The 14,373-nt window shown below is 68.0% G+C and carries 18 protein-coding genes; 4 read left to right on the top strand and 14 right to left on the bottom strand.

The annotated features are described in order from the left end of the window. Positions 1 to 26: 26 nt before the first annotated feature. Positions 27 to 473 (bottom strand): 50S ribosomal protein L13, encoded by a 447-nt coding sequence (gene rplM, locus V5D55_RS11310; protein WP_307375774.1) that lies wholly within the window; start codon positions 471 to 473, stop codon positions 27 to 29. A 183-nt stretch (positions 474 to 656) separates the two neighbouring features. Continuing rightward, the gene (locus V5D55_RS11305) at positions 657 to 1,409 is read right to left on the bottom strand and encodes an MBL fold metallo-hydrolase (protein ID WP_435743016.1); all 753 of its coding nucleotides are present in this window, start codon (positions 1,407 to 1,409) and stop codon (positions 657 to 659) included. 70 nt (positions 1,410 to 1,479) lie between these two features. Between V5D55_RS11305 and V5D55_RS11300 the strand changes: the two genes are divergently transcribed. Continuing rightward, positions 1,480 to 2,451: a GlxA family transcriptional regulator gene (locus V5D55_RS11300; protein WP_435743014.1), complete on the top strand. Its 972-nt coding sequence runs from the start codon at positions 1,480 to 1,482 to the stop codon at positions 2,449 to 2,451. Between the two features lie 17 nt (positions 2,452 to 2,468). On the opposite strand, the gene V5D55_RS11295 is transcribed toward V5D55_RS11300, so the two are convergent. The 5 genes from V5D55_RS11295 to V5D55_RS11275 form a co-directional block, all read right to left on the bottom strand. After that, a complete protein-coding gene (locus V5D55_RS11295; RefSeq protein ID WP_435743012.1) occupies positions 2,469 to 3,137 on the bottom strand; it encodes an endonuclease/exonuclease/phosphatase family protein in 669 nt (222 codons plus the stop codon). A 42-nt stretch (positions 3,138 to 3,179) separates the two neighbouring features. Next, positions 3,180 to 4,070: a hypothetical protein gene (locus V5D55_RS11290; protein ID WP_435743010.1), complete on the bottom strand. Its 891-nt coding sequence runs from the start codon at positions 4,068 to 4,070 to the stop codon at positions 3,180 to 3,182. A gap of 86 nt (positions 4,071 to 4,156) precedes the next feature. Next, positions 4,157 to 4,990 (bottom strand): tRNA pseudouridine(38-40) synthase TruA, encoded by an 834-nt coding sequence (gene truA, locus V5D55_RS11285; RefSeq protein WP_435743007.1) that lies wholly within the window; start codon positions 4,988 to 4,990, stop codon positions 4,157 to 4,159. Between the two features lie 30 nt (positions 4,991 to 5,020). After that, positions 5,021 to 6,562, bottom strand: coding sequence for an APC family permease (locus V5D55_RS11280; protein ID WP_435743005.1), 1,542 nt, complete (start codon positions 6,560 to 6,562; stop codon positions 5,021 to 5,023). A 99-nt stretch (positions 6,563 to 6,661) separates the two neighbouring features. After that, positions 6,662 to 7,027 (bottom strand): winged helix-turn-helix transcriptional regulator, encoded by a 366-nt coding sequence (locus V5D55_RS11275; RefSeq protein ID WP_435743003.1) that lies wholly within the window; start codon positions 7,025 to 7,027, stop codon positions 6,662 to 6,664. Positions 7,028 to 7,120: 93 nt separating this feature from the next. Between V5D55_RS11275 and V5D55_RS11270 the strand changes: the two genes are divergently transcribed. Beyond that, a complete protein-coding gene (locus V5D55_RS11270) occupies positions 7,121 to 7,966 on the top strand; it encodes an SDR family oxidoreductase (RefSeq protein ID WP_435743001.1) in 846 nt (281 codons plus the stop codon). A gap of 67 nt (positions 7,967 to 8,033) precedes the next feature. On the opposite strand, the gene V5D55_RS11265 is transcribed toward V5D55_RS11270, so the two are convergent. The 5 genes from V5D55_RS11265 to V5D55_RS11245 all read right to left on the bottom strand — a co-directional run bounded on the left by V5D55_RS11265 (position 8,034) and on the right by V5D55_RS11245 (position 10,491). Further along, positions 8,034 to 8,381: a hypothetical protein gene (locus V5D55_RS11265; RefSeq protein WP_435742999.1), complete on the bottom strand. Its 348-nt coding sequence runs from the start codon at positions 8,379 to 8,381 to the stop codon at positions 8,034 to 8,036. Then, on the bottom strand, positions 8,378 to 9,001 hold the full coding sequence (locus tag V5D55_RS11260; RefSeq protein ID WP_435742997.1) for a hypothetical protein: 624 nt from the start codon (positions 8,999 to 9,001) through the stop codon (positions 8,378 to 8,380). The genes V5D55_RS11265 and V5D55_RS11260 overlap by 4 nt, the downstream gene beginning before the upstream one ends. Next, entirely contained in the window at positions 8,998 to 9,564 is a 567-nt protein-coding gene (locus tag V5D55_RS11255) for an RNA polymerase sigma factor (RefSeq protein WP_435742995.1), read from the bottom strand. The genes V5D55_RS11260 and V5D55_RS11255 overlap by 4 nt, the downstream gene beginning before the upstream one ends. Positions 9,565 to 9,801: 237 nt before the next feature. Continuing rightward, positions 9,802 to 9,975, bottom strand: a complete 174-nt coding sequence (locus V5D55_RS11250; RefSeq protein WP_435742993.1) for a CsbD family protein — start codon at positions 9,973 to 9,975, stop codon at positions 9,802 to 9,804. Positions 9,976 to 10,047: 72 nt separating this feature from the next. Then, a complete protein-coding gene (locus V5D55_RS11245; protein WP_435742991.1) occupies positions 10,048 to 10,491 on the bottom strand; it encodes an Asp23/Gls24 family envelope stress response protein in 444 nt (147 codons plus the stop codon). Positions 10,492 to 10,761: 270 nt separating this feature from the next. On the opposite strand from V5D55_RS11245, the gene V5D55_RS11240 reads away from it, so the two are divergent. After that, on the top strand, positions 10,762 to 11,058 hold the full coding sequence (locus V5D55_RS11240; RefSeq protein WP_435742989.1) for a hypothetical protein: 297 nt from the start codon (positions 10,762 to 10,764) through the stop codon (positions 11,056 to 11,058). A gap of 97 nt (positions 11,059 to 11,155) precedes the next feature. Next, positions 11,156 to 11,980 carry a lysostaphin resistance A-like protein gene (locus V5D55_RS11235; protein WP_435742987.1) on the top strand — a complete coding sequence of 275 codons (825 nt, stop codon included), beginning with the start codon at positions 11,156 to 11,158 and terminating at the stop codon, positions 11,978 to 11,980. A gap of 36 nt (positions 11,981 to 12,016) precedes the next feature. Here V5D55_RS11235 and V5D55_RS11230 read toward each other — a convergent pair whose 3' ends face one another. Both V5D55_RS11230 and V5D55_RS11225 read right to left on the bottom strand, forming a co-directional pair. Beyond that, a complete protein-coding gene (locus tag V5D55_RS11230) occupies positions 12,017 to 12,289 on the bottom strand; it encodes a hypothetical protein (RefSeq protein WP_435742985.1) in 273 nt (90 codons plus the stop codon). 93 nt (positions 12,290 to 12,382) lie between these two features. Further along, complete coding sequence (locus V5D55_RS11225) at positions 12,383 to 14,326, bottom strand: hypothetical protein (RefSeq protein ID WP_435742983.1); 1,944 nt, start codon at positions 14,324 to 14,326, stop codon at positions 12,383 to 12,385. Between the last annotated feature and the right edge of the window lie 47 nt (positions 14,327 to 14,373).

Genomic DNA, 14,373 nt, shown 5'->3' with positions numbered 1-14,373 from the left:
AGTATGTCCTTAAGTCTTTACGGCGCTTACTGGGCGACCTGGTCGAGGGTGTACGGCACGGGCTGCTGAGCGGCGTGCGGGTGCTCGGCACCGACGTACACCTTGAGCTTCGTCAGCTGCTGGCGGCCGAGGCTGTTCTTCGGGAGCATGCCACGGATGGCCTTCTCCACGGCGCGGACCGGGTTCTTCTCCATCAGCTCGGCGTAGGTGACCGACTTGAGGCCGCCCGGGAAACCCGAGTGGCGGTAGGCCAGCTTCTTCTGGAGCTTCTGACCGGTGAGCGCGACCTTGTCGGCGTTCACGATGATGACGAAGTCACCCGAGTCGATGTGGTTGGCGAAGGTGGGCTTGTGCTTGCCACGCAGGAGCGTAGCGGCGTGCGATGCCAGACGGCCGAGAACGACGTCGGTGGCGTCGATGACGACCCAGCTGCGCTGGACCTCGCCGGCCTTCGGGGTGTAAGTGCGCGTCACGATAGTGCTGCTTTCTTATGTCGAACGGAGAAGTTCGTGAATCCCACTCCGGGGTGGTTCTTCCCAGGGGGAGGAACACGCCAGTGGAGGGCTCACGTTCGGATGATGCTCCCTCCTCGCAGTACAGGGAAGGGCACCAAAGAGACAGCATACGCCACTCGATGCCCTTCCCCCAAACCGGTGTCAGCCGATCGTGACGCGCTCCCCCGCCGTCAGCACCCGGAGTCGATCGCTCCGGCCGGCGTGCTCGAACATGCCGACCAGGCGCTCCCGCGTCTCGGAGAAGTGGAACCAGCCCTCCGCGTGGACCGGGACGATCACGGCATCCGCGAGAACCTCGGCGGCTTCGAGCGCCGTCCGCGCGTTGAGCGTCAGGTCGGCGTCGCCGAAGCGGCCCACGTTGGCGGCGCCCGCGAACAGCACCGCGACCGCGATCGCCGGGAAGCGGTCCGCGATCTCGCGGACCAGGTCGACCGAGGCGTTGTCGCCCGACACGTACACCGTCGGCTCCCCCGCCGCCTCGAGCACGAATCCCGTCACGAATCCCGAGAGCGCCTCGGCGCCTTCGGGCCCGTGCAATGCCGGCACCGCGGTGACGACGACATCGCCGACCCGATGCTGCTGCCACGGGGACAGACCGGTGATCGCGTCGATGCGCGTCGCGGAATCGGCGGTGCCGAGCACGAGCGGCACCTCGTCCAGCAGTGCACGCCCGGCGATATCGAGGTTGTCGTCGTGCTGGTCGTGCGAGAGCAGCACGACGTCGATCGCGCCGAGAGCGGATGCCGGCACCGCCGGCCCGGTCAGCTTGTACAGGGAGATGGGCCCCTCGTACACCCGCGGCTCATCGAACGTGGGGTCGGTCAGGAACGAGAGACCGGCGTAGGTGAAATGCAGTGTGGGGCCGCCGACGAGGAGGGCTGAGATCTGGGTCATGGGTCGAGTCTCCGGCATCCGCCTCGTCACGCCCAGTGGCCTGAAAGCACACTTCCGATAGGATCAGGCCATGCCCGCTCCTGCCGCCCGTCTCCGCGTCGCGGTGCTCGCTTTCGATCAGATCAGTCCGTTCCACCTGTCGGTGCCGACGCTCGTCTTCGGCGGCGCAGGGCTGGACGGCGTGACGGGCCTGTACGACGTGGTGGTCTGCGCCGAGCAGCCGGGCGCGCTCATGTCCGGGGCGGGCTACGGCATCCAGGTGGATGTCGGGCTCGAGGCGATGGAGGATGCCGACCTGATCGTCATTCCGAGCTGGCGAGAGAGCGTGGCCCCCTCGGAGACGCTGCTCGATGCCGTGCGCGGCGCTCACCGTCGCGGCGCACGGATCGTCGGTCTCTGCCTCGGGACGATCGTCGTCTCGGCATCCGGCATCGCCGACGGCCGCGAGGTGTCGACGCACTGGGCGGTCGCCGACAGGCTGTCGGCGAAGGAACCGCAGATCCGGGTGCGCGACGACGTGCTGTGGAGCGACCTCGGCGACGTGATCACCTCCGCAGGCGCGGCCGCCGCTCTGGACTGCTGCCTGCACATCGTGCGATCCGACCATGGCAGCGTCGCGGCGGCGGCGCTCGCCCGCTCACTGGTCCTCGCCCCGCACCGGACCGGATCTCAGGCGCAGTACATCCCCGCGCCGGTCGTCGCCGAATCCTCGGACGACCCGATCGGCCGCGCGATGCTCTGGGCGCGCGAACGCCTGTGCACGCCGATCGATCTGGACGGCTGGGCCGATTCCGCGCACATGTCCCGCCGCACGTTCACGCGCCGCTTCCGCGACCGCACCGCGACGAGCCCTCAGCAATGGCTGCTCGACCAGCGCGTCGAGCTCGCCCGCACCCTGCTGGAGGGGGGAGACGACACGGTCGAGCGGATCGCCGAACTGGCCGGCTTCGGCAGCGCCGTGTCGTTGCGCCTGCACTTCCGGCAGCGCCTCGGAGTCAGCCCGGCCGCGCATCGCGCGACATTCCGCACTCGGGCCGCCTGACCAGACGACCCGACGACCTACTCCGGCTTGACGGTCACCAGGATCGGCCGGTGGTCGCTCGACCCCTGCGGCAGCGTGGTGATGCGTTCGATCTCGAATCCGGTCGAGGTCGCGAAGTCGTAGTGCCCGCGGAACACGCGGTAGCGCGTGTAGGTGTGATCGTCGCTCAGGGTGAGGGCGTAGCCGTGATCACGCACCGCCTGTCCCAGGTTCTCCTTGAACACCGGGTAGTTGTAGTCGCCGACCATGAGTTGCGGCAGGCCCTCCCCGAGAGTCGCGAGCTCCGTCAGCGCGGCGCGGATCTGGTGGCGGCGCAGAGAGTTCAGCGCCGTCAGGGGTGCCGCATGGAACGAAGCGACGATGAAATCGTGGCCCTCGTCGATGTCACGCAGTCGCGCCCCGAGCACTCGCTCGTGCGCCGGCTTCGCGATGCGGTCGTGCAGGGACTTCTTGAGTCCGAGCATCCGGATCCCCTGCAGGTTGAACGTGCTCTCGCGATAGAACAGGGCGATGCCGAGACGGTTGCCGTGCGTCGCATCGGCGAGCACCAGACCGCCGATCCGAGGGGGCAGCGCGGGAACGTCGCACTCCTGCAGGCAGAGGATGTCCGGGTCGTGCTCACTGACGAGGGCGGCGAGCTCGCCCGCCGCACGGTGCTTCTGGAGGTTGTATGAGATGACCTTCATGACCCGTCCACGCTACCGGTCAAGACTGTGCTCTGGCTCCGATCACTCGTCGTATCCCCAGCGGATGCCGAGCACGCCCGGCCCGAATCCGTGCCGGGCGAGGTGAACCGCGCCGCTGCGGACCGACCGCATCGTGGCGACGTATTCGTCCTCGGTCTCGCAGTACTCCTCGCACCAGCTGGGCAGCGCATCCGGATGGAAGTGCACCCAGATGAGCGTCTCTCTGGCGGCTCGAGACGTCGCATGCCAGGCGGACTGCCGCGGCGGGTAGCCGGGCGGAAATGTCTCGGTGAACTCCAACAGGGTCGTGTCGCCCGTGGTGATCGGCTCGTCGAGGGCGATCACGACGCCGGAGAGCAGGTGCCCGGGATGCAGATACTCGCGGGCGACTCGTCCGCCGATGACGTCGGAGATGACCGACATCACCTCCGTCTCCTCCGGTGCGACGTCGATGAGCGGCAACTCGGTGATCGTGCCGCTCGTCGCCTGCACGAGGGTACGCATGACCACGCTCTCGACCGCCCCGTTCGCGCCGACCTGCACGGTCAGCTGGGTGGACAGGTCGCGCAGGGTGTCCTGTGGCGCGGACCGCAGCGCCTCGAGGGTCTCCTCCGACTCGCGGTTCTCGCGCTCCTCGTCGAAGGGCAGCTTCGGCGGTGCGACCGGCCCGAGCCTGGTGGACGGACCGAGCAGCGACGTCAGGTGCCCGCGCGGGAGGCCGAGCCGATCCTCGATCCCCTCGACCACGCTCAACGACTGCGCCCCCTCTGGCCGTCGGGAGCCCGAGCGCCAGTAGCTGAGCGTCGCCATGGAGACCGCATTGCCGTCATCGGCGAGCCGTTGCTGCAGACGCGACAGAGTGATCCCGCGTTCGGAGATCGCCGCGCGCAGGGCCGCCGCGAACGCGCCCTGGTGGGAATCGATCCGATCCATCACACTGCCACCGATGATCTGTGAAAAGCCAGCTGTGGGATCAGCATACGGTTCGGCGGCGCGACGACCACCCTTCACGACCGACGTCAGCGGCGAGCCCGCGTCTGCTCCGCTCGTGCGGCCAATAGTTCGTCGGCGGGGTACCCGACCTCGGTGAGCGTCAGGCCGCGCGCGGCGAGCACTTTGAACTCGCTGGTGCGGGTCAGAGCGTCGCGCAGCACGACCAGATCGCCGACGTCGAGGCGTCCCTCCCCGACCGCGACGCAGCCGCCGACGAGAGCCCTGACCATGCTGTGGCAGAACGCATCGGCCTTGACCTCGGCCACGAGCACTCCCTCGGCGTCACGCGACCAGCGGTAGTCGAGGAGCGTGCGGATCGTCGTCGCCTCTTCACGCGGCTTGCAGTAGGACGCGAAGTCATGCAGACCGATCAGCGTCTGCGCCGCAGCATCCATCGCCTGCTCGTCGAGCTGGCCACGGGTGGTCGTCGTGTCGAGTCGCCGGAGCGGATCGAATCCCGCCAGCTGGTCGGCGAGGCGGTAGCGGTACCGGCGCCATACGGCCGAGAAGCGGGCGTCGAACCCGTCTGGCGCGGTCGAGGAGCGGGTGACGGTGACGTCGGAGTATGCGCCCAGCACTCCGCGCATGCGCCCGGCGATCGACCCCGCCGGATCCTGCGCCGCGCGACCGTGGCGTGCCTCGATGCGCGCCCACTGCGCGTCGTCGAGGTCGACGTGTGCGACCTGACCGGTCGCGTGCACGCCGGCATCCGTTCTTCCGGCGACCACAAACTGCACATCGGAGCCCACGATCCGCGCGAGTGCCGCCTCGAGCGTGCCCTGCACTGTGCGGAGCGTCGGCTGCTTCGCCCATCCGCGGAAATGGGTGCCGTCGTAGGCGATGTCGAGCCGGATTCGCACGAAGCCAGCCTAGGACAAGCCCGTCGGCGCTCAGATGCCCCCGTCGATCGACCGGATCGTGACACTCGGCTCGTCGGGCACCATCACCTGGGTGTCGCGGTTCAGGCTCTCGCCGCGGAAGAACCGCTTCGACCGCGGGAAGAGGTACCAGACGAACATCAGCACGAGGCCGAACGCCAGCGAGCCGATGCCGATCACGAATGTGCCGCCGATGCCCAGGAGCTCGGTGTAGCCGTAGTCGATCTGCCACATGTCGATCGCAGACTGCACGAAGGCGTAGGTGAGCATGAGCCCGCCGAGCAGCGGGAAGAGCCCCTTGAAGAAGAAGTCGCGGGCGGAGCTGGTCAGATCCTTGCGGAAGTACCAGACGCAGGCGAATCCGGTGATGGCGTAGTAGAACGCGATCGCGAGGCCGAGCGACAGGATCGAGTCCTGCAGGATGTTGTCGCTGATCAGTGTCATGCCGACGTAGTAAGCGGTCGCCACCACACCCATCACGATCGTCGAGAAGGACGGCGTCTTGTACGTCGGGTGCACGTCCTTGAACTTCGCCGGGAGCGCGCGGTAGACGCCCATCGCGAGCGTGCCGCGGGCGGTCGGGAGGATCGTCGTCTGCGTGGACGAGATCGCCGAGATGATGACCGCGACCACGAGCACCCAGCCGAACGGGCCGAGCAGACCGTCCTTGATCGCCAGGAAGAAGTCGTCGGCGTTGTCCTCGTTGCCGAGCCCGGTGCCCGACGCTCCGAGGCCTGCGTACATCATGGCGGCGATCGTGACACCGACGTAGGTGAAGAGCAGGATGACAGTGGTGAGCAGAGCGGCGCGACCCGGGATGCGCTTCGGGTCCTTGGTCTCCTCGTTGAGGGCGAGGCAGGTGTCCCAGCCCCAGTAGATGAAGAGGGCGAGCAGGATCGCCTCGATGAAGCCCGAGTAGTCGGTGAACGCGAACGGGTTCAGCCACTCGAGGTCGAAGGGGGTGGGGTTCGGTGCGGTTCCCGAGAAGAACTGCCACAGCGCCGCCACGACGAAGACCGCGAGCGCGAGGTACTGGATCCCGAGCAGGATGTTCTGGATGCGCTCGCCGATCTCGACGCCGCGCCAGCTGACCCAGGTCATCGAGGCGATGAAGAGCACCGCGACGAGGACCACGCGCCAGTCGTTGTTCTCCAGGTCCTGCCCGATCAACGACCAGAAGTAGACCGACGCGATCTGGGCGAGGTTCGCGAGCACCACCATGCCGGCGACCGCCACGCCCCAGCCGCCCATCCAGCCCACCCACGGCCCGAAGGCCTTCGTGCCCCAGGTGAAGGTGGTGCCGCAGTCGGGCACGGCGTTGTTGAGCTCGCGGTACGCGAACGCGATGAGGAGCATCGGCACGAACGCGATGATGAAAGCGATCGGAGCCTGCGCGCCGACCGCGACCACCACGAATCCGAGCGTCGCCACGAGTGAGTACACGGGCGCGGTGGAGGCGAGACCGATAACGGTCGATCCCCAGAGTCCCAGTGTGCCTGCCGCCAGACCCTTGCCGTCGGGTCGTTCCAGATGAATCGGCGTCGTTGCTGCCATGTCAGAACAGTAGAGCCACTGCGGTTCTCGCGTCAATCGTTTTCTAGTAGCGACGGATTCCGTGGTTGCGTCCGCGTTTGAGCGATGGAATCCGCAGCGTCAGCCGCGACCGAGCATTCCGTCGGCATGGTCGGCGACCCACTCCATCAGGGGCAGCATCCGCTCCATCAGATCCCGACCGAGCGGCGTCAGGCTGTACTCGACGTGCGGGGGCACGGTCGGCAGCGATTCGCGATGCACGAGCCCGTCGTCGGCGAGAGTGCGGAGCGTGGAGGCGAGCATCTTCTCGCTGATCCCGTCGACGGCGCGCCGCAGTTCACCCCAGCGGTGCGTGCCGTCGGAGAGCGAGGACAGCACGAGCACTCCCCATTTGCTCATGATGTGGTCGAGCACGACCCGGGTGCCGCATCCCTGATCGAACACGGAAGGCGTGGACTCCTTGATCTGCGCAAAACTCACCGACATGTACGTACCTTACTTCAAAGTGGGTACCCTACGGGCGGAATGTTATGTGACGGGGTGAAGGTTGTCAGTGGAGTCACCCACGAAAGGACTCTCATGACCATCCTCGTCACCGGCGCCACCGGCAACCTCGGCCGTCTCATCATCGCCAGCCTCCTCGAGCGCGGAGTCGACCCGCAGTCGATCGTCGCCGGCGCCCGCGATGTCGCGAAGGCCGCCGACCTCGGCGTGCGCGTCGCGCAGCTCGACTACACGGAGCCCGCCACGATCGCCGCCGCCCTGGAGGGAGTCGATTCCCTCGTCCTGGTATCCGGCTCCGAGGTGGGCCAGCGCGTCGCACAGCACCAGGCCGTGATCGAGGCCGCGAAGGCCGCCGGCGTCTCGAAGTTCGTCTACACGAGCGCTCCCAAGGCCACCACGAGCGACCTCGTCCTGGCACCCGAGCACAAGGCGACGGAGGAGCTCATCGCTGCGGCCGGCCTCCCCGCCGTGATCCTCCGCAACAACTGGTACACCGAGAACTACGCCGCCGACCTCTCCCGCGCCGCCGAGACCGGCGTGGTCGCGGCCGGTGTCGGCGACGGCCGCGTCGCATCGGCGAGCCGCAAGGACTTCGCAGAGGCCGTCGCCGTCGTGCTGCTCGAAGACGGGCACGTCGGCGAGACCTACGAACTGGGCGGAGACGTGGCCTGGAACTACGGCGAACTCGCCGCTGCCATCTCCGAGGTCGTCGGCCGTCCCGTCCGGTACGAGGCACTGACCGCCGAGGAGCAGGGCGCCGCACTCGAGAGTGCAGGGCTGGATGCCGGGACCGTCGGCTTCGTCGTCGCGCTCGACGCCGGCATCCGCGGCGGCGCTCTCGCCGACACCGACGGCACCCTCGCCCGCCTCATCGGCCGGCCGACCACGCCGCTCGTCGAGGGCCTGCGCGCGATCGCCTGATCCCGCGCAGAGCAGCACGCGCCGCTCGCCTCATGTCGAGGAGAGCGGCGCGTTGCCGTTCAGCAGGTCAGGAAGCCTCCGGCGGCTGCACGTACACGACGTTGAGCGTGATGGTGTCCCGCTGCAGACCACTCGCCTCGAGCAGCGCGTCGACCGCTTCGTGGACCGCGTGGAGGATCACTCCCGCACTGGAGTGGAAGTCAATCCCGATCGACGCCTCCACCGCGACCCCGCGCTCTCCCGTGATGACCGCGACCATCGACAGGCTGTCGTTGCGCACCCTGAGCACTTCCGCCCCGGTGCGCACCAGGTTCGAGATCAGGGAACCGGAGCGGTAGACGTTGTGCACCCCGGGCGTCGCCCGCACGGTCTTCTCCACCGCGGCGGCGAGATCCGCGCGTGCTTCCGTCGTCATCGGTCCTGCTTCGTCCACGACGACACCTCCTGAATGTCTCTGATCACGATGTCGATCGCGACGACGTTGAGTTCGGTGTGGCTGCGCAGGCGCAGACCGACCTCCTCGCGGAGGCGCTCAGCGGCACGAAGTATCGGCTCTCCGAGCAGGGCGTTCGCTTCGATGTCGATGCGGATCGGCGCCCCGGGATCGGTGACGTCGCCCTCGAGCCGACACCGACCGACAAGCAGCCCTGGCACGGTGTTCTCCGCCGAGCGGATGATCCCGCGGACCGCTCCCTCGGTGATCCCCAGATCGATGCGGGGCTCCGGAGACTCGAACGGGATGCGCCGACCGGCGCGGGCATCCATCGCGATGCCGCTGAGAATACGATCCACCCAGCTCGGATCCACCTCCGGCGACGCTGCCGCATCCGCAGCGATGAGCTCATCGCCGAGGCCCTGCAGCCGCTCGAGCGCGTCCAGCGCGAGCTGGCAGCCCGGCGACTCGTCGATCGACCGGTCCGCGGGCTGCCGTCCTGCGTCGAGATAGTCCATCAACTCGTCGAGCGTGTGCCCGTCGAGGTCAGTGGGTTCGAGGCCGAGCCGGCGCAGGTCCGAACGTTCGTCGTCGTTCATCATCGCCACTCCTCCATCCGTACGATCATGAATTTTCGCGCCCGGGCGAGCAGACCTCGCGCCGTCGTGGCCGGGATGTCCAGCTCCTCGGCGATCTCCTCGTACGAGTACCCGCCGATCTCACGCAGCACCCAGCACTCGCGCTGCGCATCCGGAAGCTCTCGGAGCGCGGCTCCCAGGGCCGCCACCTCGGCGCGCACCTCCACGACCGCGGAGGGCGAGGCGTGCAGGGGCGCCGGCCGGTCGATCAGGTCGATGTCGACCGCGGGGCGCAAAGCCCGAATCCGGTCGACCGCCTTCCGGCTCACGATCCGCATCAACCAGCTCTTCACCTTCGCCGGGTCCTCGAGCTCGCTGAATCGCTGCCACGCAGTGACGAAGGCTTCCTGCACGATGTCGTCGACGTCGGCCGACGCGTTCAGCATCCGCTGCGTGTAGGCCCGCATCATCGGCGTGTACCTGCGCACCAGCACCGCGAACGCCTGGACGTCGCCGTCCATCGCCCGACCGGCGACGATGCGGTCGTCGGCGTCTTCGAGCGCCCTGCGAAAGCGTTCGTCTGGCATGTACCCCACTCCTCGCTCAGCTCCCCTGATGCGTTCGGAACGGACGACGTTTCGGATCGGATCGGATCACTCCCGACCCAGCATCCCCTCGCGACGCTCGAACCGCTTCGCACCCTGTGCTTTCCTCTCTTCTTCGCGCGGCGACCGATGCCAGGGCCGTGGAAATGCCACATCGCGGTCTCCTTCCGCACGAAACGGTCAGGGGAGGGAATCACGTGATCCCCTCCCCTGCAGCCGTCACTTCTTGAAGGCGTCCTTGACGTCTTCGACACCGTCGCGCACGTTGCCCTTGACCTGGTCGGCCTTGCCCTCGGCGACGAGCTCGTCGTTGTTGGTGACGTTGCCCACGGCCTCCTTCGCCTTGCCTGCGAGCTTCTCCGCAGCGGCCTTGATCTTGTCTTCAGCGCCCATGGCGTCTCCTCTTCTCATCTCGACCCCGACTCTCGGGACCGAATCCTCACGCGGGTGTTCCCGCGTGCACGTTCACCCGACTCGCGTCTCAGGTGCGTCTTCCGTGTCGTCGTCGGACGGGATGTGCACGTCGTTCACCGTCACGTTGACCTCGGCGACGTCCAAGCCGACGAGGTCGACCATCGCGCGGTGGATCGCTGCGCGTACGTCATCGGCCACCTTCTGGAGCGATACCGGATAGGCGGCGACGATGGTCACGTCGACGGCGACCTGGGTCTCGCCGACCTCGACGGAGACGCCCTGGGCGAGATCGCTGGTGTTGAGTGCGTCGCGGATCGCGCCGACCATGCGGGCGGCTCCTCCGCCGAGGGCGTGCACGCCGCTCACTTCACGAGCAGCGATGCCGGCGATCTTCGCGACGACGCCGTCTTCGATCGTGGTCTTGCCCGTCGCGATCGCTTGCGGGGCGGCGACGACCTGAGCCTTCGCCTGGGTTCCGTCGGTCACATTCGCCATCATGATCTCCTTCATCCGTGTGCCGCCTCCGATCGGGATGCGGGTCGCAGTTCAGCGATACCACTAGGACGGATGCCGGCGGCAGAACGTCACGAATTCGTCGAAGATTCTTTTCCACGGGTCAACTCGGCGCACGAAGGCCCGCACCTCGCAGGGAGACGCGGGCCTTCGGGGATCCCCCGACATCGGCGACGACTTCGCTGCTGTCAAGGGGCTACCTCCGAGGCGCCGCGTGCCGCATGCTGCAAGCTGGGGACAGTCAGGAGAATCATGGAGCGGGCTTCAGACCCACGGTTCACCCTCGTGAGGGTGGGTGCGACCGACTGGGCGGTGCACGATGCGCACTACCCGGATGGCGACCACCGACGTGTGGTCTGCCGGATCTACGAAGACGCACCCACCGACGTCGAGGTGCTCTGGCTGCGCGACCTCCCGCTGGCGTTGCGCTACTCCTCCGCAGACGACGTCGTCGACGCCGTGCAGCGGTTCCAGGACGCGTCCCGCGCCACGCGGCCGATCCCCATCCCGCATCTTCCGCCGCCGACGGACGCGCGCGACCGGCGGTGACCTGATCCGCGACGGGCGGGCGTGGTCGGGAATGGACGTGCCGCCGCGGGGTGCGCAAGACTGAGGGATCGCTCGCCTCCCCTCCCCAGGAGTCCTCATGACCGCTTCCGCATCCGCATCCGTGTCGCCATGGAAGAGGTTCTGGGAACGCGGGGCGTGGTGGAAGGCGCTTCTGCTGACGGCCGCGTACCTGGTGCTGTTCAACCTCTTCTCGCTGGCGTTCGCGCCTCTCGCGCTCCAGATCGAGGACCCGGGCAGCGCAGCCGGGATCGCCGTCTACTTCGTCCTCCCGATCCTCGTCGGCGGCCTGCTTCTCGTCGGGTTCGCGCTTTCTATCGGATGGCTCCGCGAGCTCTTCGCGCGCCAGCCGATCCGGGGCAGCGGGTGGATGTGGATCGCGATCGTCGTGGTTCTGCTGTTCAACGTCCTGCACTTCGCCAGCGTCGACTACGGCGAGGCGGGCTTCGAGGTCGTCGCCACCTGGTTGCTGGCCGGTCTTTTCATCGGCTTCGCGGAGGAGGTGCTGACTCGCGGCCTGGTCGTGAACATCATGCGTAAAGCCGGGCACCGGGAGATCGTCGTCGCGGTGGTCTCCGCCGCGCTGTTCGCACTCCTCCACTCGAACAACCTGCTCACCGGCCAGTCCGTGCTCGCGACCGCGATACAACTCGTCTACACCTTCGCGTTCGGCATCTGCATGTACCTCGCGCTCCGTGTCACCGGCACGATCATCGCGCCGATCCTGCTGCACGCCAGCACCGATCCGAGCATCTTCCTGCAGACCGCGCATCCGGCAGACGGGTCGCTCACGGCCATCGCCGGGCTCGGGAACATCGTGGTCATCGTGGTCGGTCTCGTGCTGCTCGTCTTCATCCGCGGACGAGTCGCGTCGCCGACGGATCCCTCGAGCCTCCCTGCCTGACGCCGGGCGCTCTCTCCGCGCTCGAGAGAGGTCCGGTCAGTACTCCCATTCGGGGATCATGAACTCGAACGTGACCGGTGGCGGATCGGTCGACGACTCGATGTCGACCGAGATGATGACGCGATTCGCCGCCGAGATGAGCACGCTCAGCAACCGCCCTGGCGTCTGGAAGTGGACGAACATCCCCGCCGAATGCGCCGCATCCTCGATCCGATTCCTCAGGTCGACGAGATCCTGCCCCGGGGCGAGCAGGAAGTCATGTCCGTCGATGTGGACGTGCGTTCTGGTCGATGCAGGTGCAAGGCTCATGTGGCGAACGTACGCTCGGTCGGCCGCTCCGCGCAGGGCCTTGCGCTCTGGACGAAGAAGGCGGCGGGATCCGTCGGATCAGGAACCGACCGGTCAGGATCGCCGCGGGTGGTCGTCGACCTTGACCAGGGTGCGGCCACGCAGCGTGTAGATCGCTCCGTCCTCATCGACGTTGAGGTGCGGTCCGCTGTACCAGCCGCCGTTGATCGCCGCGACGACCGTGGTGACCTCGAAAGTACGGGGATCGACGCGGAACAGCGTCGTGTCGGAGACGCCGTAGATCACTCCCCGCGCCGCCTTCAGCGCAGCGAACCCGGGCACGATCGACGACAGGTCGCCGGTGTGCACGATCGTCTTGCGCTGCCGATCGATCACGACCAGGGCACCCTTGATCGTGAGGGCGAAGAGGTAACGGCCGTGGACGGCGAGCGCGGCGATGCCGTTCGGCTTGCCGGTCTCGATCCGCCAGAGTTCGCGGCGTGCGATCGGATCCCAGGCGACGACGGTTCCCCGCGGGCCCGTCTTCTGCGCGTTGTCGCCGCCGAGGTAGGCGATGCCGTCGACCGACACCACGGCGCGCACGAGCTGCACCTCGTCGATCGGGTTGATCGCGTGAGTGCTCGAGCCTCGACGCGGGTCGTACGTCCAGACCGATCCGCCGCCCTCGGTGTCGGCCTGCGCCGCGACGAGGAGCAGCTTGTTGCAGTCGTCCCAGTGCGTGTCCAGTGGACGGTTCTGCGCCGAGGGGAACGACGCGACGCGGCGGATGGGCTTGCCGGATCGCGGGTCGTACGACCAGATCCCCTGCGAGCTGTACTGGCCGGTGTAGAGCACGCCGCGGATGACTTCGGCATCCTTCGCCTCGCCGGGCGCGCGGAGGTTGGTCACCCCGCCGCGGCGGAGGTCGTGCCGTGCGATTCCGCCGTTGCCGCCCACGTACGCGAATCCGGCGCCGACGGCGATGCCCATGCACGTCTGGGCGCTGATCGGGGCGCCGGCCTCGCCCAGGTCGTATTCGCCGCGGACATCACCCGCGCTGCCGATCGTCGCGACGAAGCCGTACCCCGACACCGCGACGAGCCCACCCTCGTGCGCGTCGAGACCCCAGATCTCGCCCAGGTCGATCGCCAGAGGCAGCTGTTCGACCGTCGCCGATCCGGGGGTCCAGCGCTGCACCCCGGCCTCGTTCGCGCAGTAGACATCTCCCGACACCACGGCGAAGCTCTTGGCCGTCTTGCCGATCGCCGTCGCGAGGTCGTACGACGCATGATCGGTGAGCGAGATCGCGGCCAGCTTCGACGGCTCGGTCGAACCCGCGGTCGACACCAGGAGGCGATCGCCGTCGATCGCGAGCTCACGGATGCTCGGGTCGCCCACCATCTCGGATGGGGTGATGTCGGTGAACGTCGCCCCGGCCCGGTCGTAGGCGAACAGGGCGGCCCTGCTGGTTCCCGAACCTCCGCCGAGCGTGCTCCCTGCGCCGAAGTACACCGTCTTGTCGGTGGCGGCGACGGCTCGCGCCAGTGTGGCCTTCGCGTCGGGCACACCCAGGCTCGTGATGGCGCCGGTCGACGGGGTGTACTGCCACAGAGCGGGCGCGTTGCTGCCGCCTCCCCCGACCGCGAACACGGTGCCGTCGGGCGACACGGCGAGGTCACGCACATCGCGGTCTCCGATCTTGCCGATCGGCACGGCGGGCGCGGAGAGGTCCGCCAGATCCCAGCGGTAGAGGTTGTCACTGCTCGCGGCCTTCTGCAGGATGCCGGCGTAGAGGATCTTCCGCACCGGGTCCACGGCGAGCGCCTGGATGCTGTGCCCGGTCGCGAGCGTGGTCGAATGAACGACCTTCCCGGAGGCGACATCGAAGGCGAGGATGCCGGTGGGCTCGAGGTTGCGTGACCCGATGTACGAGATGCCGTCGAGCAGCACGCCGCTCATGAGGGAGTACTGCAGGATGCCGGGGCCGATCTCGGTGATCGTGGTCGATCCGCGGCCGGTGCGGACGGCCGATGCCGCCTGCGCGGGCTGCGCGGACATGACGCCGGCGGCTGCGGCGAGCAGGCCGCCGGCCCGGAGAGGAGGAC

It is taken from the genome of Microbacterium sp. PMB16, assembly GCF_051294855.1.
Lineage (GTDB): Bacteria > Actinomycetota > Actinomycetes > Actinomycetales > Microbacteriaceae > Microbacterium.
Note: the sequence above shows the minus strand (reverse complement) of the source record. Positions and strands in the feature narration are given on the sequence as shown.